The organism is Rhodococcus sp. DMU2021 (assembly GCF_019641445.1).
Lineage (GTDB): Bacteria > Actinomycetota > Actinomycetes > Mycobacteriales > Mycobacteriaceae > Rhodococcus > Rhodococcus pyridinivorans.
On record NZ_JAIFKB010000001.1, the window covers coordinates 17,746 to 37,181 of the forward strand.

The 19,436-nt window shown below is 69.0% G+C and carries 22 protein-coding genes, 1 tRNA gene and 1 pseudogene; 12 read left to right on the forward strand and 12 right to left on the reverse strand.

Annotation, left to right across the window (positions count from 1 at the left end):
- Nucleotides 1–190 precede the first annotated feature (190 nt).
- Nucleotides 191–2,767: an alpha-glucan family phosphorylase gene (gene glgP / locus K3M35_RS00090; protein WP_024100507.1), complete on the forward strand. Its 2,577-nt coding sequence runs from the start codon at nucleotides 191–193 to the stop codon at nucleotides 2,765–2,767.
- Nucleotides 2,768–2,789: 22 nt separating this feature from the next.
- Here the strand turns inward: glgP and K3M35_RS00095 are convergent, their stop codons facing one another.
- From K3M35_RS00095 to K3M35_RS00105, 3 genes are read right to left on the reverse strand one after another with little or no spacing between them, the layout of a single operon-like run.
- Nucleotides 2,790–4,817 carry an ATP-dependent DNA helicase gene (locus K3M35_RS00095; protein ID WP_217579931.1) on the reverse strand — a complete coding sequence of 676 codons (2,028 nt, stop codon included), beginning with the start codon at nucleotides 4,815–4,817 and terminating at the stop codon, nucleotides 2,790–2,792.
- Nucleotides 4,818–4,842: 25 nt separating this feature from the next.
- Nucleotides 4,843–5,460, reverse strand: coding sequence for a nicotinamidase (locus K3M35_RS00100; RefSeq protein WP_006554737.1), 618 nt, complete (start codon nucleotides 5,458–5,460; stop codon nucleotides 4,843–4,845).
- 5 nt (nucleotides 5,461–5,465) lie between these two features.
- Nucleotides 5,466–6,797: a nicotinate phosphoribosyltransferase gene (locus tag K3M35_RS00105; RefSeq protein ID WP_217579930.1), complete on the reverse strand. Its 1,332-nt coding sequence runs from the start codon at nucleotides 6,795–6,797 to the stop codon at nucleotides 5,466–5,468.
- A gap of 69 nt (nucleotides 6,798–6,866) precedes the next feature.
- On the opposite strand from K3M35_RS00105, the gene clpS reads away from it, so the two are divergent.
- From clpS to rdgB, 7 genes are all read left to right on the forward strand, one after another.
- The gene (gene clpS / locus K3M35_RS00110; protein WP_024100510.1) at nucleotides 6,867–7,223 is read left to right on the forward strand and encodes an ATP-dependent Clp protease adapter ClpS; all 357 of its coding nucleotides are present in this window, start codon (nucleotides 6,867–6,869) and stop codon (nucleotides 7,221–7,223) included.
- A gap of 24 nt (nucleotides 7,224–7,247) precedes the next feature.
- On the forward strand, nucleotides 7,248–7,826 hold the full coding sequence (locus tag K3M35_RS00115) for a DUF2017 domain-containing protein (protein WP_024100511.1): 579 nt from the start codon (nucleotides 7,248–7,250) through the stop codon (nucleotides 7,824–7,826).
- Nucleotides 7,787–8,917 (forward strand): P1 family peptidase, encoded by a 1,131-nt coding sequence (locus K3M35_RS00120; RefSeq protein WP_217579929.1) that lies wholly within the window; start codon nucleotides 7,787–7,789, stop codon nucleotides 8,915–8,917. Before K3M35_RS00115 ends, K3M35_RS00120 begins: the two co-directional genes overlap by 40 nt.
- Nucleotides 8,918–8,943: 26 nt before the next feature.
- The gene (locus K3M35_RS00125; protein ID WP_217579928.1) at nucleotides 8,944–9,576 is read left to right on the forward strand and encodes a rhomboid family intramembrane serine protease; all 633 of its coding nucleotides are present in this window, start codon (nucleotides 8,944–8,946) and stop codon (nucleotides 9,574–9,576) included.
- A 143-nt stretch (nucleotides 9,577–9,719) separates the two neighbouring features.
- Nucleotides 9,720–10,481 (forward strand): cyclic nucleotide-degrading phosphodiesterase, encoded by a 762-nt coding sequence (locus K3M35_RS00130; RefSeq protein ID WP_071934706.1) that lies wholly within the window; start codon nucleotides 9,720–9,722, stop codon nucleotides 10,479–10,481.
- 34 nt (nucleotides 10,482–10,515) lie between these two features.
- Complete coding sequence (gene rph, locus K3M35_RS00135) at nucleotides 10,516–11,304, forward strand: ribonuclease PH (protein ID WP_006554744.1); 789 nt, start codon at nucleotides 10,516–10,518, stop codon at nucleotides 11,302–11,304.
- Between the two features lie 7 nt (nucleotides 11,305–11,311).
- Nucleotides 11,312–11,923 carry an RdgB/HAM1 family non-canonical purine NTP pyrophosphatase gene (gene rdgB / locus K3M35_RS00140; RefSeq protein ID WP_006554745.1) on the forward strand — a complete coding sequence of 204 codons (612 nt, stop codon included), beginning with the start codon at nucleotides 11,312–11,314 and terminating at the stop codon, nucleotides 11,921–11,923.
- Nucleotides 11,924–12,115: 192 nt separating this feature from the next.
- On the opposite strand, the pseudogene K3M35_RS26570 reads toward rdgB, so the two are convergent.
- Nucleotides 12,116–12,406 (reverse strand): annotated as a pseudogene (locus K3M35_RS26570) (DUF3349 domain-containing protein); the annotation flags it as partial.
- A gap of 119 nt (nucleotides 12,407–12,525) precedes the next feature.
- Nucleotides 12,526–12,717, reverse strand: coding sequence for a hypothetical protein (locus K3M35_RS00150; protein WP_024100517.1), 192 nt, complete (start codon nucleotides 12,715–12,717; stop codon nucleotides 12,526–12,528).
- On the opposite strand from K3M35_RS00150, the gene K3M35_RS25930 reads away from it, so the two are divergent.
- On the forward strand, nucleotides 12,716–12,841 hold the full coding sequence (locus K3M35_RS25930; RefSeq protein ID WP_019288990.1) for a hypothetical protein: 126 nt from the start codon (nucleotides 12,716–12,718) through the stop codon (nucleotides 12,839–12,841). The two genes, K3M35_RS00150 and K3M35_RS25930, sit on opposite strands and share 2 nt — an antisense overlap.
- An 82-nt stretch (nucleotides 12,842–12,923) precedes the next feature.
- Here the strand turns inward: K3M35_RS25930 and K3M35_RS00155 are convergent, their stop codons facing one another.
- Together K3M35_RS00155 and K3M35_RS00160 are read right to left on the reverse strand one after the other, a co-directional pair.
- A complete protein-coding gene (locus K3M35_RS00155; protein ID WP_024100519.1) occupies nucleotides 12,924–13,406 on the reverse strand; it encodes an ATP-binding protein in 483 nt (160 codons plus the stop codon).
- A gap of 55 nt (nucleotides 13,407–13,461) precedes the next feature.
- A complete protein-coding gene (locus tag K3M35_RS00160; RefSeq protein WP_259443448.1) occupies nucleotides 13,462–13,818 on the reverse strand; it encodes an STAS domain-containing protein in 357 nt (118 codons plus the stop codon).
- Between the two features lie 176 nt (nucleotides 13,819–13,994).
- On the opposite strand from K3M35_RS00160, the gene K3M35_RS00165 reads away from it, so the two are divergent.
- The 3 genes from K3M35_RS00165 (at nucleotide 13,995) to K3M35_RS00175 (ending at nucleotide 17,252) form a co-directional block, all read left to right on the forward strand.
- Nucleotides 13,995–15,179, forward strand: a complete 1,185-nt coding sequence (locus K3M35_RS00165) for a PP2C family protein-serine/threonine phosphatase (protein ID WP_232333466.1) — start codon at nucleotides 13,995–13,997, stop codon at nucleotides 15,177–15,179.
- Nucleotides 15,180–15,249: 70 nt separating this feature from the next.
- The gene (locus K3M35_RS00170) at nucleotides 15,250–16,815 is read left to right on the forward strand and encodes a CHASE3 domain-containing protein (RefSeq protein WP_220665959.1); all 1,566 of its coding nucleotides are present in this window, start codon (nucleotides 15,250–15,252) and stop codon (nucleotides 16,813–16,815) included.
- Complete coding sequence (locus tag K3M35_RS00175) at nucleotides 16,812–17,252, forward strand: response regulator (protein WP_006554751.1); 441 nt, start codon at nucleotides 16,812–16,814, stop codon at nucleotides 17,250–17,252. Before K3M35_RS00170 ends, K3M35_RS00175 begins: the two co-directional genes overlap by 4 nt.
- 76 nt (nucleotides 17,253–17,328) lie before the next feature.
- Here K3M35_RS00175 and K3M35_RS00180 read toward each other — a convergent pair whose 3' ends face one another.
- The 5 genes from K3M35_RS00180 to K3M35_RS00200 form a co-directional block, all read right to left on the reverse strand.
- Nucleotides 17,329–17,706, reverse strand: a complete 378-nt coding sequence (locus K3M35_RS00180) for a DUF3817 domain-containing protein (RefSeq protein ID WP_006554752.1) — start codon at nucleotides 17,704–17,706, stop codon at nucleotides 17,329–17,331.
- The gene (locus tag K3M35_RS00185; protein WP_220665838.1) at nucleotides 17,703–18,119 is read right to left on the reverse strand and encodes a transcriptional regulator; all 417 of its coding nucleotides are present in this window, start codon (nucleotides 18,117–18,119) and stop codon (nucleotides 17,703–17,705) included. Before K3M35_RS00185 ends, K3M35_RS00180 begins: the two co-directional genes overlap by 4 nt.
- Before the next feature lie 69 nt (nucleotides 18,120–18,188).
- Nucleotides 18,189–18,273 (reverse strand) — tRNA-Leu (locus K3M35_RS00190).
- 28 nt (nucleotides 18,274–18,301) lie between these two features.
- Complete coding sequence (locus K3M35_RS00195) at nucleotides 18,302–18,793, reverse strand: HNH endonuclease (protein ID WP_064257052.1); 492 nt, start codon at nucleotides 18,791–18,793, stop codon at nucleotides 18,302–18,304.
- Nucleotides 18,790–19,332: an HNH endonuclease signature motif containing protein gene (locus tag K3M35_RS00200; RefSeq protein ID WP_220665839.1), complete on the reverse strand. Its 543-nt coding sequence runs from the start codon at nucleotides 19,330–19,332 to the stop codon at nucleotides 18,790–18,792. The genes K3M35_RS00195 and K3M35_RS00200 overlap by 4 nt, the downstream gene beginning before the upstream one ends.
- Nucleotides 19,333–19,436 lie beyond the last annotated feature (104 nt).

The following is a 19,436-nucleotide window of genomic DNA, read 5'->3' on the forward strand; positions in this document are numbered from 1 at the left end:
CCTGCTGCACCTGCTCCTCGGCGGACTCTGAGTCCACCGGTCGACGGGAGGTCGGCCGCAGGAGAGAAGGCCCCGCGGTGTGGCCCTCTCCGGGTGCCGGGCGATCCTGTCCGCGACCGGCATGGATCCGGGCACATGAGATCCGCCGCCCGGCCGTCACGAAGCTCGGTCGGTCGGTAGTGTGCACCCCGTGAAAGCACTGCGCCGGTTCACCGTACGAGCCCATCTTCCCGAGCGGCTGGCTGCGCTGGGAGCCCTGACGGCCAACCTCAGATGGTCGTGGCACCCGCAGACCCAGGACCTGTTCGAATCGGTCGACCCGGACCTGTGGCGCCGGTGCAGCAATGACCCTGTCCGACTGCTCGGCGAGGTGCCGCCGGCCCGACTCGATGCGCTCGCCGAGGACGGCGACTTCCTCGCCCGGCTCGACGCCGCTGCCGCCGACCTCGAGCACTACCTCACCCGCCCCCGCTGGTTCCAGGAACAGCAGGAGCGCGGCACGACACTGCCTGCCGGCATCGCCTACTTCTCCATGGAGTTCGGTGTCACCGAGGTGCTGCCGAACTACTCCGGCGGCCTCGGAATCCTTGCCGGCGACCACCTCAAGGCCGCCTCCGATCTCGGCCTGCCGCTCATCGGCGTCGGCCTGCTATACCGGTCCGGCTACTTCCGGCAGTCGCTCAGCGCCGACGGATGGCAGATGGAGCACTACCCCTCCTACGACCCGCAGGGCCTGCCGCTGCGACTGCTCACCGAGGCCGACGGCACCGCCGCGCTCGTGCAGGTCGCCGTGCCGGGCGGGCGCACACTCGACGCGCGAATCTGGATCGCCCAGGTCGGGCGCGTCCCGCTGCTGCTGCTCGACTCCGACATCCCGTCCAACGACGAGGAGCTGTGCGGGGTCACCGACCGCCTCTACGGCGGCGACCAGGACCACCGCATCAAGCAGGAGATCCTCGCCGGCGTCGGCGGTGTCCGCGCGGTGCGCGCCTACACACGCATCCACGGCCTGCCCGACCCCGATGTCTTCCACATGAACGAGGGACACGCGGGCTTCCTCGGCGCCGAACGCATCCGCGAACTCGTCACCGGCGCCGGACTCGACTTCGACGAAGCGCTCGCCGCCGTGCGGGCCGGCACGGTCTTCACCACCCACACCCCCGTGCCCGCGGGTATCGACCGCTTCCCGATCGATCTCGTGCGCCACTACTTCTCGGGCACCAACGGCGAGAACGAGTCGGCACTGTTGCCCGGCCTCACCGTCGACCGCATCCTCGCGCTCGGACGCGAGAGCAACCCGAACGTGTTCAACATGGCACATCTCGGTCTGCGCCTCGGCCAGCGCTGCAACGGTGTGTCGAAGCTGCACGGCGAGGTCAGCCGCGGCATGTTCGAAGGACTGTGGCCCGGATTCGACGCCGCCGAAGTGCCCATCGGCTCGGTCACCAACGGTGTGCACGCCCCCACCTGGGCCGCGCGCGAATGGATCGCGCTCGCCAACCGCCTCGCCGGACCCGACCGCGTCGAGGAGGCCCGCGGCTGGGAACTGCTCCAGACCATCGACCGCAAGGAACTGTGGTCCACCCGGAACGCGCTGCGCGCCCAGCTCGTCGCCGAGGTGCGTCGCCGGCTGCGCGAGTCGTGGCTCGAACGCGGCGCCACCGAGGCCGAACTGGGCTGGATCGAGTCGGTCTTCGATCCGAACGTCCTCACCGTCGGGTTCGCGCGGCGCGTGCCCACCTACAAGCGCCTCACCCTGATGCTGCGCGACCCCGAACGGCTGCGCGCCCTGCTGCTCGACGACGAACGGCCCGTGCAGCTCGTCGTCGCCGGCAAGAGCCACCCCGCCGACGACGCCGGCAAGGCGCTCATCCAGCAGGTCGTGCGGTTCGCCGACGAGTACGACGTGCGGCACCGAATCGTCTTCCTGCCCAACTACGACATGTCGATGGCCCGCTATCTGTACTGGGGTTGCGATGTGTGGCTGAACAACCCGCTGCGCCCGCTCGAGGCGTGCGGTACGTCGGGCATGAAGTCGGCTCTCAACGGCGGTCTCAACCTGTCCATCCGCGACGGATGGTGGGACGAGATGTTCGACGGCGAGAACGGCTGGGCCATCCCCACCGCCGACGGGGTCGACGACACCCGCCGCGACGATCTCGAGGCCGCCGCGCTGTACGAGTTGCTCGAACGCTCGGTGCTGCCGCGCTTCTACGACCGCGACTCCGACGGTGTGCCGGCCCGCTGGATCGAGATGGTGCGCCACACGCTCGAGGATCTCGGCCCGAAGGTGCTCGCCTCGCGCATGGTGCGCGATTACGCCGTCGACTACTACATCCCCGCGGCCGCGGCAGCCTCGAAGGTGACCGCCGACGACTACGCGGGTGCGCGGGCGCTGGCCGACTACCGGCACCGCATCGAGGCGGCGTGGCCGGGAGTGCGTGTCGCGCAGGTCGATTCGACGCCGATTCCGGACGTGCCGCAGATCGGTCTGCCGCTGGGGCTGACCGCGCACGTCCAACTCGGCGACCTGACCCCGGAAGATGTCGAGGTGCAGGCCGTGGTCGGGCGCGTGGGCTCCGACGACACGATCGGCGACCCCGTCACCGTGCCGATGCAGCACATCGGTACCGACCCGCTGGGAGAGGAGTTCACCGCGACCGTGCCGCTGCCGCTCGCCGGCGCCGTCGGCTACACGGTGCGGGTGCTGCCCAGGCACGGGCTGCTCGCCTCACCCGCCGAACTCGGCATGGTCGCGCTCCCGTAGGAGATCAGGACCCGCCGGGTGCTCAGCCGCGCAGACGCGTGAGTGCCCGGCGGACCACCGCCGGATCGGCCGTCTCCCAGAACGGCGGCAGCGACGCACGCAGATAACCGCCGTACCGTGCGGTCGCCAGGCGCGAGTCGAGCACCGCCACCACGCCCCGGTCGTCGGTGCTGCGCAACAGTCGCCCGACACCCTGCGCCAACAGCAGAGCGGCGTGATTGGCGGCGACCGCCATGAACCCGTTGCCGCCGCGAGCCTCCACGGCGCGTTGCCGGGCGACCAGCAGCGGATCGTCGGGGCGGGGGAACGGAATCCGGTCGATGATCACCAGCGACAGCGACGGGCCCGGAACGTCGACGCCCTGCCACAGCGACAGGGTGCCGAACAGGCTCGTCGCGTCGTCGGCTGCGAACTTCTCGACCAGCGCGCCGGTCGCGTCGTCGCCCTGGCACAGGATCGGCGTGTCGAGACGCTCGCGCAGCGCCTCGGTGGCGGCCTTCGCGGCGCGCATCGAGGAGAACAACCCGAGCGTGCGCCCCTCGGCGGCGGTGACCAGTTCGGCGATCTCGTCGAGATGCGAGGGCGGCAGACCGTCGCGGCCGGGTGGCGTCAAATGCTTGGCGATGTAGAGGATGCCCGCCTTCGCGTGATCGAAGGGCGACCCCACGTCGATCCCATTCCACGCGAGATCGCCCTTGTCGGAAGGAGGTTCGGTACCCGACGCGGAGGTGGTGTCGCTGCGGGCCGGCGACTGCGGCGGCAGACCCCAGTTGACCGCGAGGCCGTCGAACGACCCGCCGACCGTGAGGGTCGCGGACGTGAGGACGACGGTGGACTCACCGAACAACCGGCTGCGCAACAACCCACCGACCGACAGCGGCGCGACCCGCACGGTGCGGCGCACGTTGCCGCGGAACTCGTCGGCGGCAAGCCACACGACGTCGGGTCGCTGCGAAGGGTCTCGCTGCTCGAAGGTCGTCAGCACCCGGACCGCGCAGTCGTGCACCTCGTCGATCTCCGCGAGCGCCTGACTGCGGGCCGCGGCGACCTCGGGATCGGTGCCGGGCTTGGCCGGTCCGATCGCCGTGTGTACGGCCCAGGCGGCATCGCGGATCGAGGCCAGCGCGGCCGCCGCGCCCTCGGGCAGTTCGTCCCAGCGCCCAGCCGGCAGTTCTTCGAGGAACGACTCCCAGTTCTCGGCGGCACCGTCGAGCCGGTCGATCTCCTGGTCCTCGACGAGCTTGACGCAGCGCCGCGCAGCCGCCGACACCGTGCCCGGCGACAACTCGGCCGTGGCGACGTTCGTGATCCGATCGACGAGTTCATGGGCCTCGTCGACGACCACGACATCGTGCTCGGGCAGGATCGAGATGCCGGTGATCGCATCGATCGCGAGCAGCGCGTGGTTGGTGACGACCACGTCGACCTGCGCGGCCTCGGCGCGCGCGATCTCGGCGAAGCAGTCTTCTCCCACCGGGCACCGCGACTTGCCGAGGCACTCGCGGGCGGTGACGGACAGCTGACGCCACGCCTGATCGGAGACACCGGGGGACAGGTCGTCGCGGTCGCCGGTCTCGGTGGTGGACGACCACTCCGTCACCCGCCGCACTTCGCGGCCGATGCGCGAGAGGGCGAACGCGTCGAACAGTTCGGCGTCGGGCGTCTCCTCGGCGAGACCGGTATGGATCTTGTTCAGGCACAGGTAGTTTCCGCGACCCTTGAGGATCGCGAAACGCGGGCGACGGCCGAGCGAACCGGCGAGGGCGTCGGCGAGTCGCGGCAGGTCGCGCTCGACGAGCTGCCGCTGCAGCGCGATGGTCGCGGTGGAGACCACCACGGTGCGACCCGTCTTCACCGCGTAGCGGATGCTCGGCACCAGATAGGCCAGCGACTTGCCGGTACCCGTGCCGGCCTGCACGGCGAGGTGTTCGCCGGTATCGATGCTGTGCGCGACGGCCGAGGCCATCGTCAGCTGGTTGCGCCGCTCCTTACCGCCCAGCGCGTGCACCGCGGTTCGCAGCAATTCTGGGACTTCGGGGAGATCCGGCACCGGCACAGGCTATCGGTCCCCACCGTCACCTTCGGTCTGCGGCCCAGCTACCTGTGACTTCGGTGATATCGGTGACGCCGGGAAGGTCGGTGACCAGCTCGACACCGGCCTCGCGCATCCGCTCGAGGGCTGGGCGGATCGTCGTCTCCGACACCCCGGCGGTGTACGGCAGCAGCACCCGGGCGCCGAAACCCTCCGCGATCGCGTCGAGCGCGGTGGCCCGCACACAGTGGTCGGTGGCGATCCCGACGATGTCGACGTCCGTCACGCCGCGGTCGCGCAACCACGACGCCAACGTCGTGCCCTCGTCGTCGATTCCTTCGAAGCCCGAATAGGCGGCGTCGTCGGCACCCTTCGAGAAGACGGCCTCGAACCGGTCCGTAGTCAGTTCCGGGTGGAAGTCCGCGCCCGGCGTCCCTGCCCGGCAGTGCGGCGGCCACGAGTCGACGAAATCGGGTTCGGGAGAGAAATGGTCTCCGGGATCGACGTGGTGGTCGCGGGTTGCGGCGATGTACGCGTAGTCGTCACCGTGCGCCTGCAGGAACCGGGTGATGTCGGACGCCACCCGCGAGCCGCCCTCCACGGCGAGCGAACCGCCCTCGCAGAAGTCGTTCTGGACGTCGACCACCAGCAATGCGCGCATGGCACTCACCCCTCACGGACGAAGCGGGTGGGGATGGCGGGATCCCCGGCCGAGAGCGTCAGGCCCTCCCACGGCAGACGCACCATGCCCTGCCGGAGGTGCTCACGGCTCTCCTCCAGGGTAGGCAGATCGCCGACTGCCTCGCCGCCGCGGACCAGCGGGATCATCAGTTCGTGGACCTGTGAACCCTCGCCCGGCGGGACCTGCTCGGTGCGGGCCGGGTACACGACCTCCTCGACGAGCGTGCCCGTCCTCCGCGCGTACCGGACGGCCCGCTTCGCGCCCCCTCGGGACTCCTTCGACGCACTGCGCTTCTCGACCGCGAGACCATCGACCTCCACGAGCTTGAAGACCATGCCCGCCGTCGGAGCCCCCGAGCCGGTCACCAGCGAGGTGCCGACGCCGTAGCCGTCGACCGGTTCGGCGCGCAGACCCGCGATCCCGTATTCGTCGAGATCACCGGACATCACGATCTTCGTGCGGGTCGCGCCGAGTCCGTCGAGTTGTTCGCGCACCTGGCGGGCGAGCACACCGAGATCGCCCGAATCGATCCGCACGCCACCGAGTTCGGGGCCGGCCACCGCGATCGCCGTGTTCACGCCCTCGGCGATGTCGTAGGTGTCCACCAGCAGGGTCGTGCCCACACCGAGACTCTCGACCTGGCTGCGGAAGGCGGACGCCTCGTCGCGACCAGCCGTCGTGGTGTGCAGCAGGGTGAACGCGTGCGCGGCGGTACCCGCTGCGGGGATGCCGTACCGCTGTGCGGCCTGCAGATTGGACGTCGAGTCGAAGCCCGCGAGATAGGCCGCGCGCGCCGCGGCGACCGCCGCTTCCTCGTGGGTACGCCGCGACCCCATCTCGATGAGCGCGCGGCCGTCGGCCACACTCACCATGCGCGCCGCCGCGGAGGCGATCGCGCTGTCGTGGTTGAAGATCGACAGCGTCAGCGTCTCGAGTAGCACACACTCGGCGAAGGTGCCGCTCACCGACAGGATCGGTGAACCCGGGAAGTAGAAGTCGCCCTCGCGGTAGCCGTCGATGTCGCCGGAGAACCGGAAGTCGCGCAGCCACTCGACGGTGCGCGGAGCGAGAAAACCGGCGGCGAGTTCGAGTTCGGCCTCGTCGAACCGGAACGATCCGAGTGCCTCGATCAACCGCGCGGTGCCTGCGACGACGCCGTACCGCCGGCCCGGGGGAAGACGCCGGGCGAAGACCTCGAAGACGCACGGGCGGTCGCCCGTGCCGTCCGCCAGGGCAGCCTCGAGCATGGTCAACTCGTACTTGTCCGTGAACAGTGCGGTGCCGGGACGACCGGCACGGTGAATGACTTCGGGCACCCGATCACTGTAGAGCCACGGCCTCCGAGGCGGGTTTTTCGCCGTGCTCCGAAGTCGTACCCTGGGAACATGGCGCCGTGTAGTACGACCACTCCGCTCGACGTCCGATTCATGGCCGGCCAGGCCGTTCCGGCCATGGCGGGACAGGCCGTTCCGGCCGAGGCCGAAATCGTCGAGGAGATCGAAGCGGTCGACAGGCCATGGGTGACCGTGGTCTGGGACGACCCCGTCAACCTCATGCACTACGTGACGTTCATCTTCCAGAAGCTGTTCGGGTACAGCAAGGCCAAGGCCACCGAGCTCATGCTCAAGGTCCACAACGAGGGCAAGGCCGTCGTGTCGAGTGGTTCGCGTGACAAGATGGAACACGACGTGCAGCGTCTGCACGCCGCCGGACTGTGGGCGACGATGCAACGCGACGAATGATCCCCACAGGAGGGCCCGACCGACGTGCGGCAGTGGACCAGGAAGAACTCGCTCAGCGGCCCCAAGCTCCGGTCGGAGATGGACGCCCACGAAGCGTCGGTGCTGCGGTCGCTCGTGTCCTCCGTGCTGGGCATGCTCGAGGAACGCGCCGGACAGGCCCCGCAGGACGACCTCGCGGCGCTGACCGGCCTGCGCACCGGTAACGCCACCCCGCCCGAGATCCCGGCGCTGCGACGACTCCTTCCCGACTTCCACCGCCCCGACGCCGATGCCGTCGCCGATGTCGGCGACGACGCCGCCGACCTCAACGGTGCGATGCGGAGCCTGCACGAACCGAGCATCATCGATGCGAAGCTCGCCGCCGGCGCGGTCATCCTGCGCACCGTGCCCGAAGGCGGCGGCAAGGTGGTGCTCAATCCCGAACAGGCCGAAGCCTGGCTGTACGGGCTCAACGACGTGCGGCTCGCGCTCGGCACCACCCTCGGCATCGACGCCGACACCCCCGACGTCCTCGACGACGACGATCCGCGTGCCCCGCATCTCGACGTCTACCACTGGCTGACATGGATGCAGGACTCCCTCGTCCAGGCGCTTCAGCCGTGACCGTGCCGGGGCCGACCGATTCGCTGCTCGACGTGGCGGGTCTGAGTGTCGGTCACTGGCAGCGCCTCGATCCCGAGGTCACCGTCGGCACCCCCGAGATTCCCGGTACGGGCGCCGCCACGGGATGCACCGTCGTGCTCGCCGACCCGTCCGCCGTCGCATCGGTGGACGTGCGCGGCGGGGGACCGGGCACCCGGGAGACCGACCTGCTCGATCCGAGTCATTCCGTGCAGCGTGTCGACGCGGTCCTCCTCACCGGTGGCAGCGCATACGGGCTGGCCGCCGCCGACGGCGTGATGTGCTATCTCGAGAAGAACGGCAAGGGCATTCCGATGGGCGCGCCCGGCGCGGTCGTCCCGATCGTCCCCGGCGCCGTCATCTTCGACCTGCCGGTGGGTCAGTGGTCCGCGCGCCCGACCGCCGATTCCGGATGCACCGCCGCGGCCACCGCCAGCTCCACGCACCTCGAGCGCGGCAGCGTCGGCGCCGGCACCGGTGCCCGCGCCGGGGCGCTCAAGGGCGGCATCGGCTCGGCGAGCGTGCGGATCACGGACGGTCCCGCGACCGGGGTGACCGTGGCGGCACTGATGGTCGCCAACCCCGTCGGCTCGGTGTTCGACCCCGTGACCGGACTGCCCTGGGGCGTCGACGCCGCGCGAGCCGAAGAACTCGGACTGTCGTCGCCCTCCGCGGCGGATCTGGCCGCGGCCCGCGCGCTCGGCGACAAGGGCACCGTCCTGAACACCACGATCGGTGTGGTCGCCACCGACGCACCGCTGTCGAAGGCGGCGTGCCGTCGCGTCGCAGTCACCGGGCACGACGGTCTCGGCCGCGCGATCCGTCCCGCGCACTCACCGCTCGACGGCGACACGATCTTCGCCCTCTCGACCGGCACCGCCGACGTCTCCGACGCACTGGGCGACGCCCCGTCGATCCTGGCCTTCGCCGCCGAACTGCCGATCCTCGCCGCGGTGTGCGAGGCCGCCGCGGTGGTGGTCGAACGCGCGATCGTCGACGCGATCCTGTCCGCGACCTCCGTGGCCGACATCCCCGCCTATCGCGACGTGCTGCCCTCGGTCTTCGGCCACTGACCGGTACGTGACGGCAGAATGGTGCCATGACCATTCCCAGCGGCACCGGCACCGGCGCCGACACCCGCATCCGGCCGATCTGGCAACGTGCCGGACTGTGGATCGGCGGGTTCGTCGCGATGCTCTACGGCATCGAGACCGTCGATGCGGTGCTCCCCGCCGATCTCGACGCGGCCGGTGTCGAACCCCGCACCGCCGACGGGCTGTGGGGCGTGCTGTTCGCGCCGATCCTGCACGCCGACTGGGCCCACCTCACCGCCAACACCGTGCCCGCGCTCGTCCTCGGCTTCCTGGTGCTGCTCTCCGGCATCGGGCGCGGCCTGGCCGCGACCGCGATCATCTGGGTCGTCGCAGGAGTGGGGACGTGGCTGATCGCGGGCTCGGGCGAGACCCACATCGGAGCGTCGAGCCTGATCTTCGGGTGGCTCACCTATTTGATCGTGCGCGGAGTGTTCACCCGCAAGGCCGGGCAGATCCTGCTCGGAGTCGTGGTGCTGTTCCTCTACGGCGGCATGCTGTGGGGGGTGCTGCCGAGCGAACCGTGGATCTCCTGGGAAGGGCACTTCTTCGGTGCGGTCGGCGGCGTTCTCGCGGCGTGGGCGCTGTCCGCGGACGCGCGTCGCGCCCGTCGCACCACCCCCTCGGTCGTGCCGCGCTGACCACCCGCGCCGACAACCCGCCGATCGGCCGCGCGAAGTGGCCGAACGATCCGCGCGTCACACCTTCCCGGCCACTGTGAGTCTGCGCCGCAATACGCGCGTTGGCTTCATCGAGGGACCTTCGGCATGGCAGCATGGCTGATATGCGCATGACCGTTCTGGGGTGCTCGGGCAGTGTGGCCGGGCCGGATTCCGCAGCCTCCGGCTACCTGCTGACGGCACCGGACACCCCGCCCCTGGTCATCGACTTCGGTCCCGGCGTCCTCGGCGCGCTCCAGCGCCACGCCGACCCCGGCGAAGTGTCGATCCTCCTGTCCCATCTGCACGCCGATCACTGCCTCGACCTGCCCGGTCTGCTGGTCTGGCGCCGCTACTCGCCGTCCCCGCCGCAGGGCCGCGTCCTCACCTACGGTCCCGCCGGCACCGCCCACCGCATCGGTGTGGCGTCCGCGGAGATCCCCGGCGAGGTCGACGACGTCAGCGACACCCTGGACGTCCGGATGCTCGGCGACGGCGAGCAAATCCGGTTCGGGAGCCTGACCATCTGCCCCGGCCGCGTCCACCACCCGCCGGAGGCCTACGGCTTCCGCATCACCAGCGACTCCGGCCGCACCCTCGTCTACACCGGCGACACCGGCATGTGCGATTCGGTCGTCGAACTCGCCCGCGGCGCCCACGTGCTGCTCGCCGAGGCGTCGTGGACCCACGCGCCGGGGGAACGCCCCGAGGGCGTGCACCTCTCGGGCACCGAGGCCGGTCGCGTCGCGGCCCTCGCCGGTGTCGGCGAACTCCTCCTGACCCACATCCCGCCGTGGACCTCCCGCGAGGACGTCATCGCCGAGGCCAAGGCCGAGTACTCCGGACCGGTCCACGCGGTCACCGCCGGAGACGTGTACCGCATCTGAAAGGCCCGCCCCCGGATCGCCTAGGCTCGGACGAGTGACGACACGAGAAGACGGCAGAGCGGACGACGAACTCCGGAGCATTCGCATCACCCGGGGTTTCACCAACCACCCGGCGGGCTCCGTGCTCGTCGAATTCGGACAGACCCGCGTGATGTGCACCGCCAGCGTCGAGGAAGGCGTGCCGCGGTGGCGTAGGGGCTCCGGTCTCGGCTGGCTCACCGCCGAGTACGCGATGCTTCCCGCCGCCACCCACACCCGCAGCGGACGCGAGTCGGTCAAGGGCAAGCTCGGCGGCCGCACCCAGGAGATCAGCCGCCTGGTCGGCCGGTCGCTGCGCGCATGCATCGACCTCGCCGCCCTTGGCGAGAACACCATCGCGATCGACTGCGACGTGCTGCAGGCCGACGGAGGCACCCGCACCGCGGCGATCACCGGCGCCTATGTCGCACTGTGCGACGCGGTGACCTACCTGCGTGCCGCGGGCAGCCTCGCCGACCCGCAGCCCATCTCGTGCCAGATCGCCGCCGTCAGCGTCGGCGTGGTCGACGGACGTGTCCGTCTCGACCTGCCCTACGAGGAGGACGTGCGCGCCGAGGTCGACATGAACGTCGTCGCCACCGAGACAGGCACCCTCGTCGAGGTCCAGGGCACCGGCGAAGGCGCGACCTTCCCGCGTTCCACGCTCGACGCGATGCTCGACTCCTCGCTCGCCGGCATCGAGGAACTGTGCCGGATCCAGCGCGAGGTGCTCGCCGAGCCGTACCTGGGCACCCTGCCCGAGCCGGTCGAGGCGGAGGTCGTCAAGAAGAAGTTCGGAGTCTGACGTGCGGGTGCTGGTCGCAAGTCGCAACGCGAAGAAGCTGCGCGAACTGCAGCGCGTGCTCGACCGCGCCGGGATCGACGGCATCGAACTCGTAGGTCTCGACACCGTCCCGCCCTACCCGGAGGCACCCGAGACGGGGGAGACCTTCGAAGCGAACGCCGGAGCCAAGGCCCGCGACGGCGCAGCCGCCACAGGGATGCCCTGCGTCGCCGACGACTCCGGTCTCGAGGTCGACGCCCTGCGCGGCATGCCCGGCGTGCTCTCGGCGCGCTGGAGCGGACGCCACGGCGACGACGAGGCGAACACCGCACTGCTGCTCGGCCAGATGCAGGATGTGCCGGACGAGCGTCGCGGCGCGGCCTTCGTGTCGGCGTGCGCGCTCGTGGTGCCGTCGGACGACGGATTCGTCACGACCGTCGTGCGCGGCGAATGGCGCGGCAGCATCGTGCGCGAGCCGCGCGGCGAGAACGGTTTCGGCTACGACCCGGTCTTCCGCCCCGAAGGCGAGGAACGCACCGCCGCGGAACTGTCCGCGGAGGAGAAGGACGCACAGTCGCATCGAGGACGGGCGCTCGCCCAGCTCGTGCCCGCCCTCGCTGCGCTCGCCGCAAGCGCCTGATTCGCGGCTCGCCGCGAGTCGCTAACGCGCGCCGGCCTGCGTCCCACGTTCCTCGCGCACGGGTTCCGCGGCGTCGGTATCCGATGCAGCAACAGCGTCGGATGCCGGCGCCGCAGTCGTCCCGGTCGTCGGTTGCGTATCCGGTTCGACGGGCTCGGCCGCCTCGTCGCCGCGGGAGAGTTCACCGCCCACAACGGGCCAGCCCGCAGCGACCAGCTGCTCACGGACGCGCTCGACGTCCTGCGGGTCCGGTTCCTCGTGGATCACCCCTGCCACGATCTTCCGCAGGGTGTCGTGGTCGACCTGCCGCTCCGGGTGCTCGGACGCGGTCGCCGCCGCCGTCTCGATCGCCTCGAGAAGTTCCTCGTCGGTGAGCCGACGCTCGAGCACGGCAAGCAACGCGAAGTGATCCTTGGCCGGGATCCCCTCGGGATATCCCGCACGCAACCAGTCCAGTACCACCCGTGGATTCCAACGCGCCATCGCCGCCTCCTCACTCACCGTCCCGCATCGGACCCTTCGAACCGAAGGGTCCGGCGGAAACCCCCTGTCAGGGTCACAGGGTTCCCGCCACGATAGCGAGGAACACCTGGTTCGCCCCGTCAGGGGAGCGACATGTCCCGCAGATACGCCGTGACCATGGCGGTGAGCTCGTCGGCCACGACGTCCCGATCCACCGGGGGACGGTCGAGAACACAGGAGACGGCCACGTTCTCGACCGTGCGCACGAAGATCCACGCGATCGCCTCCACAGGGCGGCTACCGCGTCCGCGGAGATGGAAACGCAGCCACATGGTCCTGACGAGATCGGCTCCCGGGCGCCGGTTGCTCGAACACCTCGGCGACCGTGCGGCACGCCGCGAACTGGCACCGAAGTTCGGTCCCGCGAAGCCGGACGTGGGTGCCCTGCAGGTATGACGAAAGCGGCCGCGGGAGGAGCATCGTGCTCCTCCCGCGGCCGCTTCGATCGGGAACTCGCGACGCGCGCCTACCGCGCAGATCAGCTCGCGTCGTGGGACGAGAGTTCGTCCCCTGCCCTGTCGTCCCCTACCCTGTCGTTCTCTGCCCTGTCCGTCTCCTCGAGGACCCAGCGCATCTCGACGACCGTGCCCTTCGGGCCGGCCGAGACCTGGACGTCGCTGGCCAGATTGCGGATCAGCGTCAGCCCGTGACCGCGTGAACGTCGGGCGTCGCTGTCGACGGCGTCGTGCCAGGAGCCGTGGTCGACGACCCGCACGACCACCTCACCCTCGTTGGGCAGATACGTCGCCTCGTAGTCGAGCGTGCCGTGCGCGTCGTCCGGCGCATAGGCGTGCTCGACGGCATTCGCGAGCGCTTCGTAGCTCGCGAGCAGTATGTCCTGTCGTTGGTCCTCGCTGAGGGGGAGCTTCGCCAGCCACCGCCTCGTGACGACCCGCAGGCCTGCAATCTCGGTCGGGTCGGCTCGCACACCCGACGAACGGATCTCGTCGGGAAAAAGCAAAGCTGACTCCTCGGGCGCAGACGACATGGCTCCTCGGTTCGTCGGGTACGGCGGTCTACTCGGAGACGCCTTCCGGCGAGTTACCGAGGCCGACGAGCGCGTCGTCGAGCTTCGGATGGATCGCCAGGACCTCTCCGAGGCCGAGGAGTTCGAGCGGGCGTGCCGTGGCGCTGCCATGTGCCACGACGGCGAAACCGGTGTTGTCGCCGGCTCGCTTGGACAACTCGACCAACAGAGCGATACCCATCGAAGCGAGGAAATCAACCCCGCTGAGGTCGACGATAAGTCCGGAGATGTCGGTGTCGAGGAGTGCGAGGGCTTCCTGCTCGAGGAGCGGGGCACTCGTCATGTCGACTTCGCCGTTGACGGACAGTACGGCCACGGAGCCGATACGGCTCGTGGAAACAGTCATATGCGGATGCGCGGTCATGGGATCGTTCACCTTGCCATCATGCAAGATCGTGCCGATAGATGCACATATCGGTCCGTCGGCCGTGGCCGCGACCCGCCGTGACCACCCTGTGACCATGCTGTCGTCGAGTCTGTAATGTTCCCTTTCGAGCAGGGAGGGAGGGGCGCCGAGTGGACATGCACCGAGCGCAGAGCGAGTCGGTCGAACCACCGTCGTTGCTCCTCATCGAGGACGATCCGGGCGACGCGCTCATCGTGGAGGAACTCGTCGTCGACAGTGCCCCCGAGATGACTGTCGTGTGGGTGCAGACACTTGCGCAGGCCCGCGACGAACTCGCCACGTCGGCTCCCGACTGCGTACTTCTCGACCTCCACCTGCCCGATGCGAGCGGCCTCGAAGCCGTCGCCCGCATCCAGGAAATTACCGATTCCGTCCCCATCGTCGTCCTCACCGGCCTCGCGGAGGAACAGACCGGCCTCGCCGCGCTGTCCGTCGGCGCCCAGGACTATCTCGTCAAGGGACGCGTCGAACCCGATCTGTTCGGCCGCGCCGTCCGCTACGCCATCCAGCGAAAGCAGACCGAGATCGCTGCGGCGGAACTCCAGGCGAGCCAGCTTCACGCGCAGGAGAACGCCCGACTCGAACGCGGCCTGCTCCCGTCCCCACTCCTGCGCGACGGGCAGGACTTCGACGTCGTCGCCCGTTACCGACCCGGCCGGTCGTCTGCTCTTCTCGGCGGCGACTTCTACGACGTCGTGCAGACCGGCGACGGCACCGTCCACGTCCTCATCGGCGACGTCTCCGGTCACGGCCCCGACGAGGCCGCCCTCGGCGTGGGCCTGCGCATCGCGTGGCGCACGCTCGTGCTCAGCGGGGTAGACGGTCCCCGCCGCTTGCACCAACTCGAGGAACTGCTCGTCGCCGAGCGCACGGAGAGTCGCTTCTTCGCGTCGATGACGAACCTCACGATGTGTGCCGACCACGGCACCGTCGAGGTCATGCGGGCCGGTCATCCCGGGCTGCTGCTCCGCCACCGCGGAACCATCGACTGGATCGAAGCGCCCGGTGGTCCCGCTCTCGGCCTGCTGCCGGGAGTGGCCACCTGGCCCGTCCACGAGTTGGATCTGCCCGAGGACGGCGCGATCGTGTTGTTCACCGACGGATTGTTCGAGGGTCATCGAGGCGACGGCCCGGAACGACTCGGTGAGGAAGGACTCCTCGAGCTCGCGCGCGAACGCGCCCATCTGCCGGCTGCCGAGTTCACCGACTCGCTGATCGACGGTGCCGAGAAACTCGCGGACAGTAGGGGAGGGCTGTCCGACGACGTGGCAGTCGTCCACGTGCAATGGAACAGGAAGTGATCATCACCGCATGACGAACAGCGACGCAACGGCGGAGACGGGGGACGTGCGTCGCCCTCCCTCTCGCAGGATGACGGTCCAGGCATGGTTCCTGCTCGTACTCGGCGTGATGGGTGTGTTGGTGGTCGTCGGCACCGTGGTCGGCAGCCACTTCCTCCGTGAGACGACCGAATACTCCAACTACGTGCGCGACCGGATCCAGCCCGCCCGCGTCGAGGCGTACCGGTTGCAATCGGCGCTGATCAACCAGGAGACGGGCGCACGGGGCTACATTCTCGCCGCCGATCCCGATTTCCTCATGCCCTACGAGGAGGGACGGCGGGAGGAGGAGGCTGCCGCCGCCGAGTTGCGCGCTCTCGTCGGCGACGAGGAGAAGCTGATGGCGGACCTCGACGCGATCGAAACGCACGCGGCGCAGTGGCGACGCGTGTACGCCGAACCGCTCATCTCCACCGTCGTACCGGGGGAACCGCAGTTCGTGGATCCCGCCGTCGTCGATGCGGGCCGCGTCGCGTTCGACCGGCTCCGGGCGGCGTTCGAGGTCCAGAACGCCGATCTCACGCAGGCCCGAGAGGACGGCATCGCGACTCTCGAGGACACCCGCACCACGCGCGACCGCATCCTTGCCGGCATGGTCGTGGTTTTCCTGCTCGCCGGCGTGGGCCTGGCAGTCCTGCTCCAGATGATCATGGTCCGTCCGATCCAGCGTCTGCGACAGGCATCGCGCAGCGTCGTCGCGGGCCAGAACTTCGAGCGCGAGATCGAGCCGCAGGGCCCCGCCGACATCTATGCGCTGGGTCGCGACGTCGAGGACATGCGCGAGCGGATCGTGCGCGAACTGCAGGTCGCGCACGAGCGTGAGGAGCAACTCGAGAACCAGACGACGGAACTGCGGCGCTCGAACTCCGAACTCGAACAGTTCGCCTACGTCGCCTCCCACGACCTGCAGGAGCCGCTGCGCAAGGTCGCGTCCTTCTGTCAGCTACTCGAGAAGCGTTACGGCGACAAGCTCGACGAACGCGGCACCCAGTACATCGCCTTCGCGGTCGACGGCGCGAAGCGTATGCAGGTGCTCATCAACGACCTGCTGACCTTCTCCCGCGTCGGACGCGTCAGCGACGCGCACGTCCGCACCGAACTGGACGTGACCCTCGACGCGGCTCTGACGAACATCTCCCAGGCGGTCGAGGAATCCGGGGCGGAGATCACCCGGCCCGAGTCCCTGCCGACGATCGTGGGCGATCCCACACTGATGATCATGTTGTGGCAGAACCTGATCGGCAACGCGATCAAATTCCGCCACGAGGACAGGCCCGTGGAGATCCGGGTCGACTGCGAGGAGATCGTCGACGGGGACGACGAGTTCTGGCGATTTTCCGTGCAGGACAACGGAATCGGTATCGCCGAAGAGTTCGCCGACAAGGTCTTCGTGATCTTCCAGAGGCTGCACGGCCGGGACGTCTACACCGGCACCGGCATCGGCCTGGCCATCTGCCGCAAGATCGTCGAATACCACGGTGGAGAGATCTGGCTCGACCCGCAGTATCGGGAAGGCAGTCGATTCTGCTTTACGATTCCCAAGGCAGGCGACGACATGTCTGCAACCGAAGTCGCTCTGAAAGGGGCATCTGCATGAGCGTTTCCGGGCGGCCGATCGACGTCCTCCTCGTCGAGGACGACCCCGGCGACGAATTGATGACGCGCGAAGCGTTCGAGGACAACAAGATCGGAAACACCCTTCACGTGGTCCGCGACGGCGAGGAGGCACTCGACTTCCTCTACCGGCGCGGAGAGTACGAGAGCGCCCCTCGGCCCGACCTGATCCTCCTCGACCTGAACCTGCCCAAGTACGACGGACGGCAGGTCCTCGAGCAGGTCAAGTCCGACACCGACCTCACCGACATCCCCGTCGTCGTCCTCACGACCTCGGCAGCGGAGGAGGACATCCTCCGCAGCTACAAGCTGCACGCCAACGCGTACGTGACGAAGCCGGTCGACCTCGATCAGTTCATCCACGCGGTGCGCCAGATCGACGAGTTCTTCGTGCAGGTGGTGCGCCTGCCGCGACGCTGAGCGCGCTCGTTCGCAACGAAATCGGGCGGATCCTTCGAAAGGATCCGCCCGATTCGTGTTCGTAGAGGTTACCGGCTCAGACGCCGAAGTCGGCCTTCACCTGCTGGGTGCGCTTGTGCTCGACGAAGAAGGACAGGAACGGGATGGTGCCCGCCAGGAGCGTCCACACCGTCCGGGCGATCGGCCAGCGCACCTTGATCGACAGGTCGAAGGTGAGGACCAGGTACACCGCGTACACCCAGCCGTGCACGATCGCGATCCAGGCCGGCACGTTCTCGACACCGATGATGTACTTGGCGACCATCTCACCGGTGAGGATCAGCAGCCAGATACCGGTCGCGTAGGCGAGCACGCGGTAACGCAGCAGAGCCGACCGGATCTTCTTGCGGTCGGCCTCACTGACGACGCGCGGCGTGGTGGCCTGGCCGGACGCCTGCTCGGGGGTCGTGCTCACTGAGCGCTCCTATCGGACCTGCGCGCAAGCTGCGCGAGGTACTCGTTGTACTCGTTGATCTGTTGTGCGTCGGGATCCGCGGCCTCCTGCTCGCGTGCCTCGGCGAGCGTGCGCGGACGGGTGGGAAGAAGATCTTCGGGGATCTCGGTGGGCTCGTCCGGCTCGGACGGGCGTCGTCCGCCGGTGCTTTCGGCTTCCTGCTCCTCGGCCTCGAGGCGGACGAAGCGCCGGTAGGCGTAGACGCAGAAGAAGGCGAAGGCCGGCCACTGGAGGGCGTAGCCGAGATTCTGGTAGGTGCCGCCGACCGCTTCGAACCGGACCCACTGCCAGTAACCGAGGCCGAGGCATCCGGTCGCGGCCACCAGGACCAGGATGATCAGGGCCAACCGGCGGGGAGGGCGATGCTCGGACACGCCCTCGACGGTACCCGAACGGTGCACCGACCTGCCAAGACCGGTCGGTGCACCGTGGGTGAGGTCACGTGGTGCGCGAGGGGGGACTCGAACCCCCACGTCCTAAGACACGGGTACCTAAAACCCGGGCGTCTGCCAATTCCGCCACTCGCGCCAGACCTCAGCAGGATACGGCATGGCCGTCACTCCGGCGCCATACGGAGTTGTACGTTTCGTCCGGCCCAGGTGGGCGTCTGACTGTGGCAGTTGGGGCACAGGAAGCGGAGGTTCTCCGGGCGGGAGTCGTTAGGGTTTCCGTCGATGTGGTCGACGTGCAAGGTGAGCGGTCTCCCGTTCCACTCGGGCTCGGTGCCGCATCGGCTGCACCGGTAGGGGCGTCCGTACTCGACGAGCGCCCGTCGGAGCTGATCCGGTTTCGTGCGTCTGGATCCGCGCGGTTTCTCGATGAGGAGGTCCTGCCACTCGTGACGGACGTACGGTCTGCGCTCGGTCGTCCTGGGCCGTCCGGTGAAGTGGGACGTGTCGATGCCGAGGGCGCGGATCCGGCGGCTCAGATGCGTGTGGTGCCCGCCATTGGGTTTGAGGCCGAAGTACCGCATGACCTCGGCGAAGTTGACGCAGTTCCGAACCGCTTCCTGCAGCATCTCTTCGGTGTACTTGACCGGTCGCGTCATAATGCCGCCTCTTCGGGTTCCGCTCCGATCCGGCCGGGAGTCCGCTCGGGGGGCTCGCCGAGAACGCGACGTGCGTTCCTGCCCGCCCAGGTCGGCGTCTGACTGTGGCAATTCGGGCACAGGAAGCGAAGGTTGTGCGGGCGGGAGTCGTTCGGATTGCCGTCGACGTGATCGATGTGGAGCGCGAGCGGAGATTCGAGCCACTCCGGTCCGATGCCGCACATCTCGCACTCGTGTGCACGACCGTGTTCGAGGAGTGCGCGCCTGAGCGCTCTGGTCTCCTTCCGGTTCGAGCCGGCCGGTGCGACCGTGAGCACGTCCGACCAGTGCAGCCGGTTCCGGGCCGGTCGTCCCTTCTGGTGGGCCATGCCCCGGAAATGTGATGTGTCGATTCCGTAGGCCTCGATCCGTCGTTTCACGACGACGTAACTACCTCCGCCTGCTCGAAGCCCCAAGTAGCGGAGAACACCTGCAGTACTGATCGACGCGGTCACTGCTTCCTCCAGCAGTTCCCTCGTGTACTCGATCCGCTTCCCCATCTCGCCCCCATCTCGAATGTCTGTTCGATCCGGCCGAAGGCTAACCGCGGGCGCCGACACGTTTTCGATCTTGCGATGCACGATCCGCGACGCTCGTCAATAGG

Excerpts from the sequence above, each read along its gene's own strand:
- K3M35_RS00130 (WP_071934706.1), top strand. The coding sequence starts at position 9,720 with ATGCGCATGACCGTTCTGGGGTGCTCGGGCAGTGTGGCCGGGCCGGAT.
- clpS (WP_024100510.1), top strand. The coding sequence starts at position 6,867 with ATGGCGCCGTGTAGTACGACCACTCCGCTCGACGTCCGATTCATGGCC.
- K3M35_RS00170 (WP_220665959.1), top strand. The coding sequence starts at position 15,250 with ATGACGGTCCAGGCATGGTTCCTGCTCGTACTCGGCGTGATGGGTGTG.
- K3M35_RS25930 (WP_019288990.1), top strand. The coding sequence starts at position 12,716 with ATGGTCCTGACGAGATCGGCTCCCGGGCGCCGGTTGCTCGAACACCTC.
- K3M35_RS00165 (WP_232333466.1), top strand. The coding sequence starts at position 13,995 with ATGCACCGAGCGCAGAGCGAGTCGGTCGAACCACCGTCGTTGCTCCTC.
- K3M35_RS00195 (WP_064257052.1), bottom strand. The coding sequence starts at position 18,793 with ATGACGCGACCGGTCAAGTACACCGAAGAGATGCTGCAGGAAGCGGTT.
- K3M35_RS00100 (WP_006554737.1), bottom strand. The coding sequence starts at position 5,460 with ATGCGCGCATTGCTGGTGGTCGACGTCCAGAACGACTTCTGCGAGGGC.
- K3M35_RS00160 (WP_259443448.1), bottom strand. The coding sequence starts at position 13,818 with ATGACTGTTTCCACGAGCCGTATCGGCTCCGTGGCCGTACTGTCCGTC.
- K3M35_RS00120 (WP_217579929.1), top strand. The coding sequence starts at position 7,787 with ATGGATGCAGGACTCCCTCGTCCAGGCGCTTCAGCCGTGACCGTGCCG.
- K3M35_RS00200 (WP_220665839.1), bottom strand. The coding sequence starts at position 19,332 with ATGGGGAAGCGGATCGAGTACACGAGGGAACTGCTGGAGGAAGCAGTG.
- K3M35_RS00175 (WP_006554751.1), top strand. The coding sequence starts at position 16,812 with ATGAGCGTTTCCGGGCGGCCGATCGACGTCCTCCTCGTCGAGGACGAC.
- K3M35_RS00150 (WP_024100517.1), bottom strand. The coding sequence starts at position 12,717 with ATGTGGCTGCGTTTCCATCTCCGCGGACGCGGTAGCCGCCCTGTGGAG.
- K3M35_RS00125 (WP_217579928.1), top strand. The coding sequence starts at position 8,944 with ATGACCATTCCCAGCGGCACCGGCACCGGCGCCGACACCCGCATCCGG.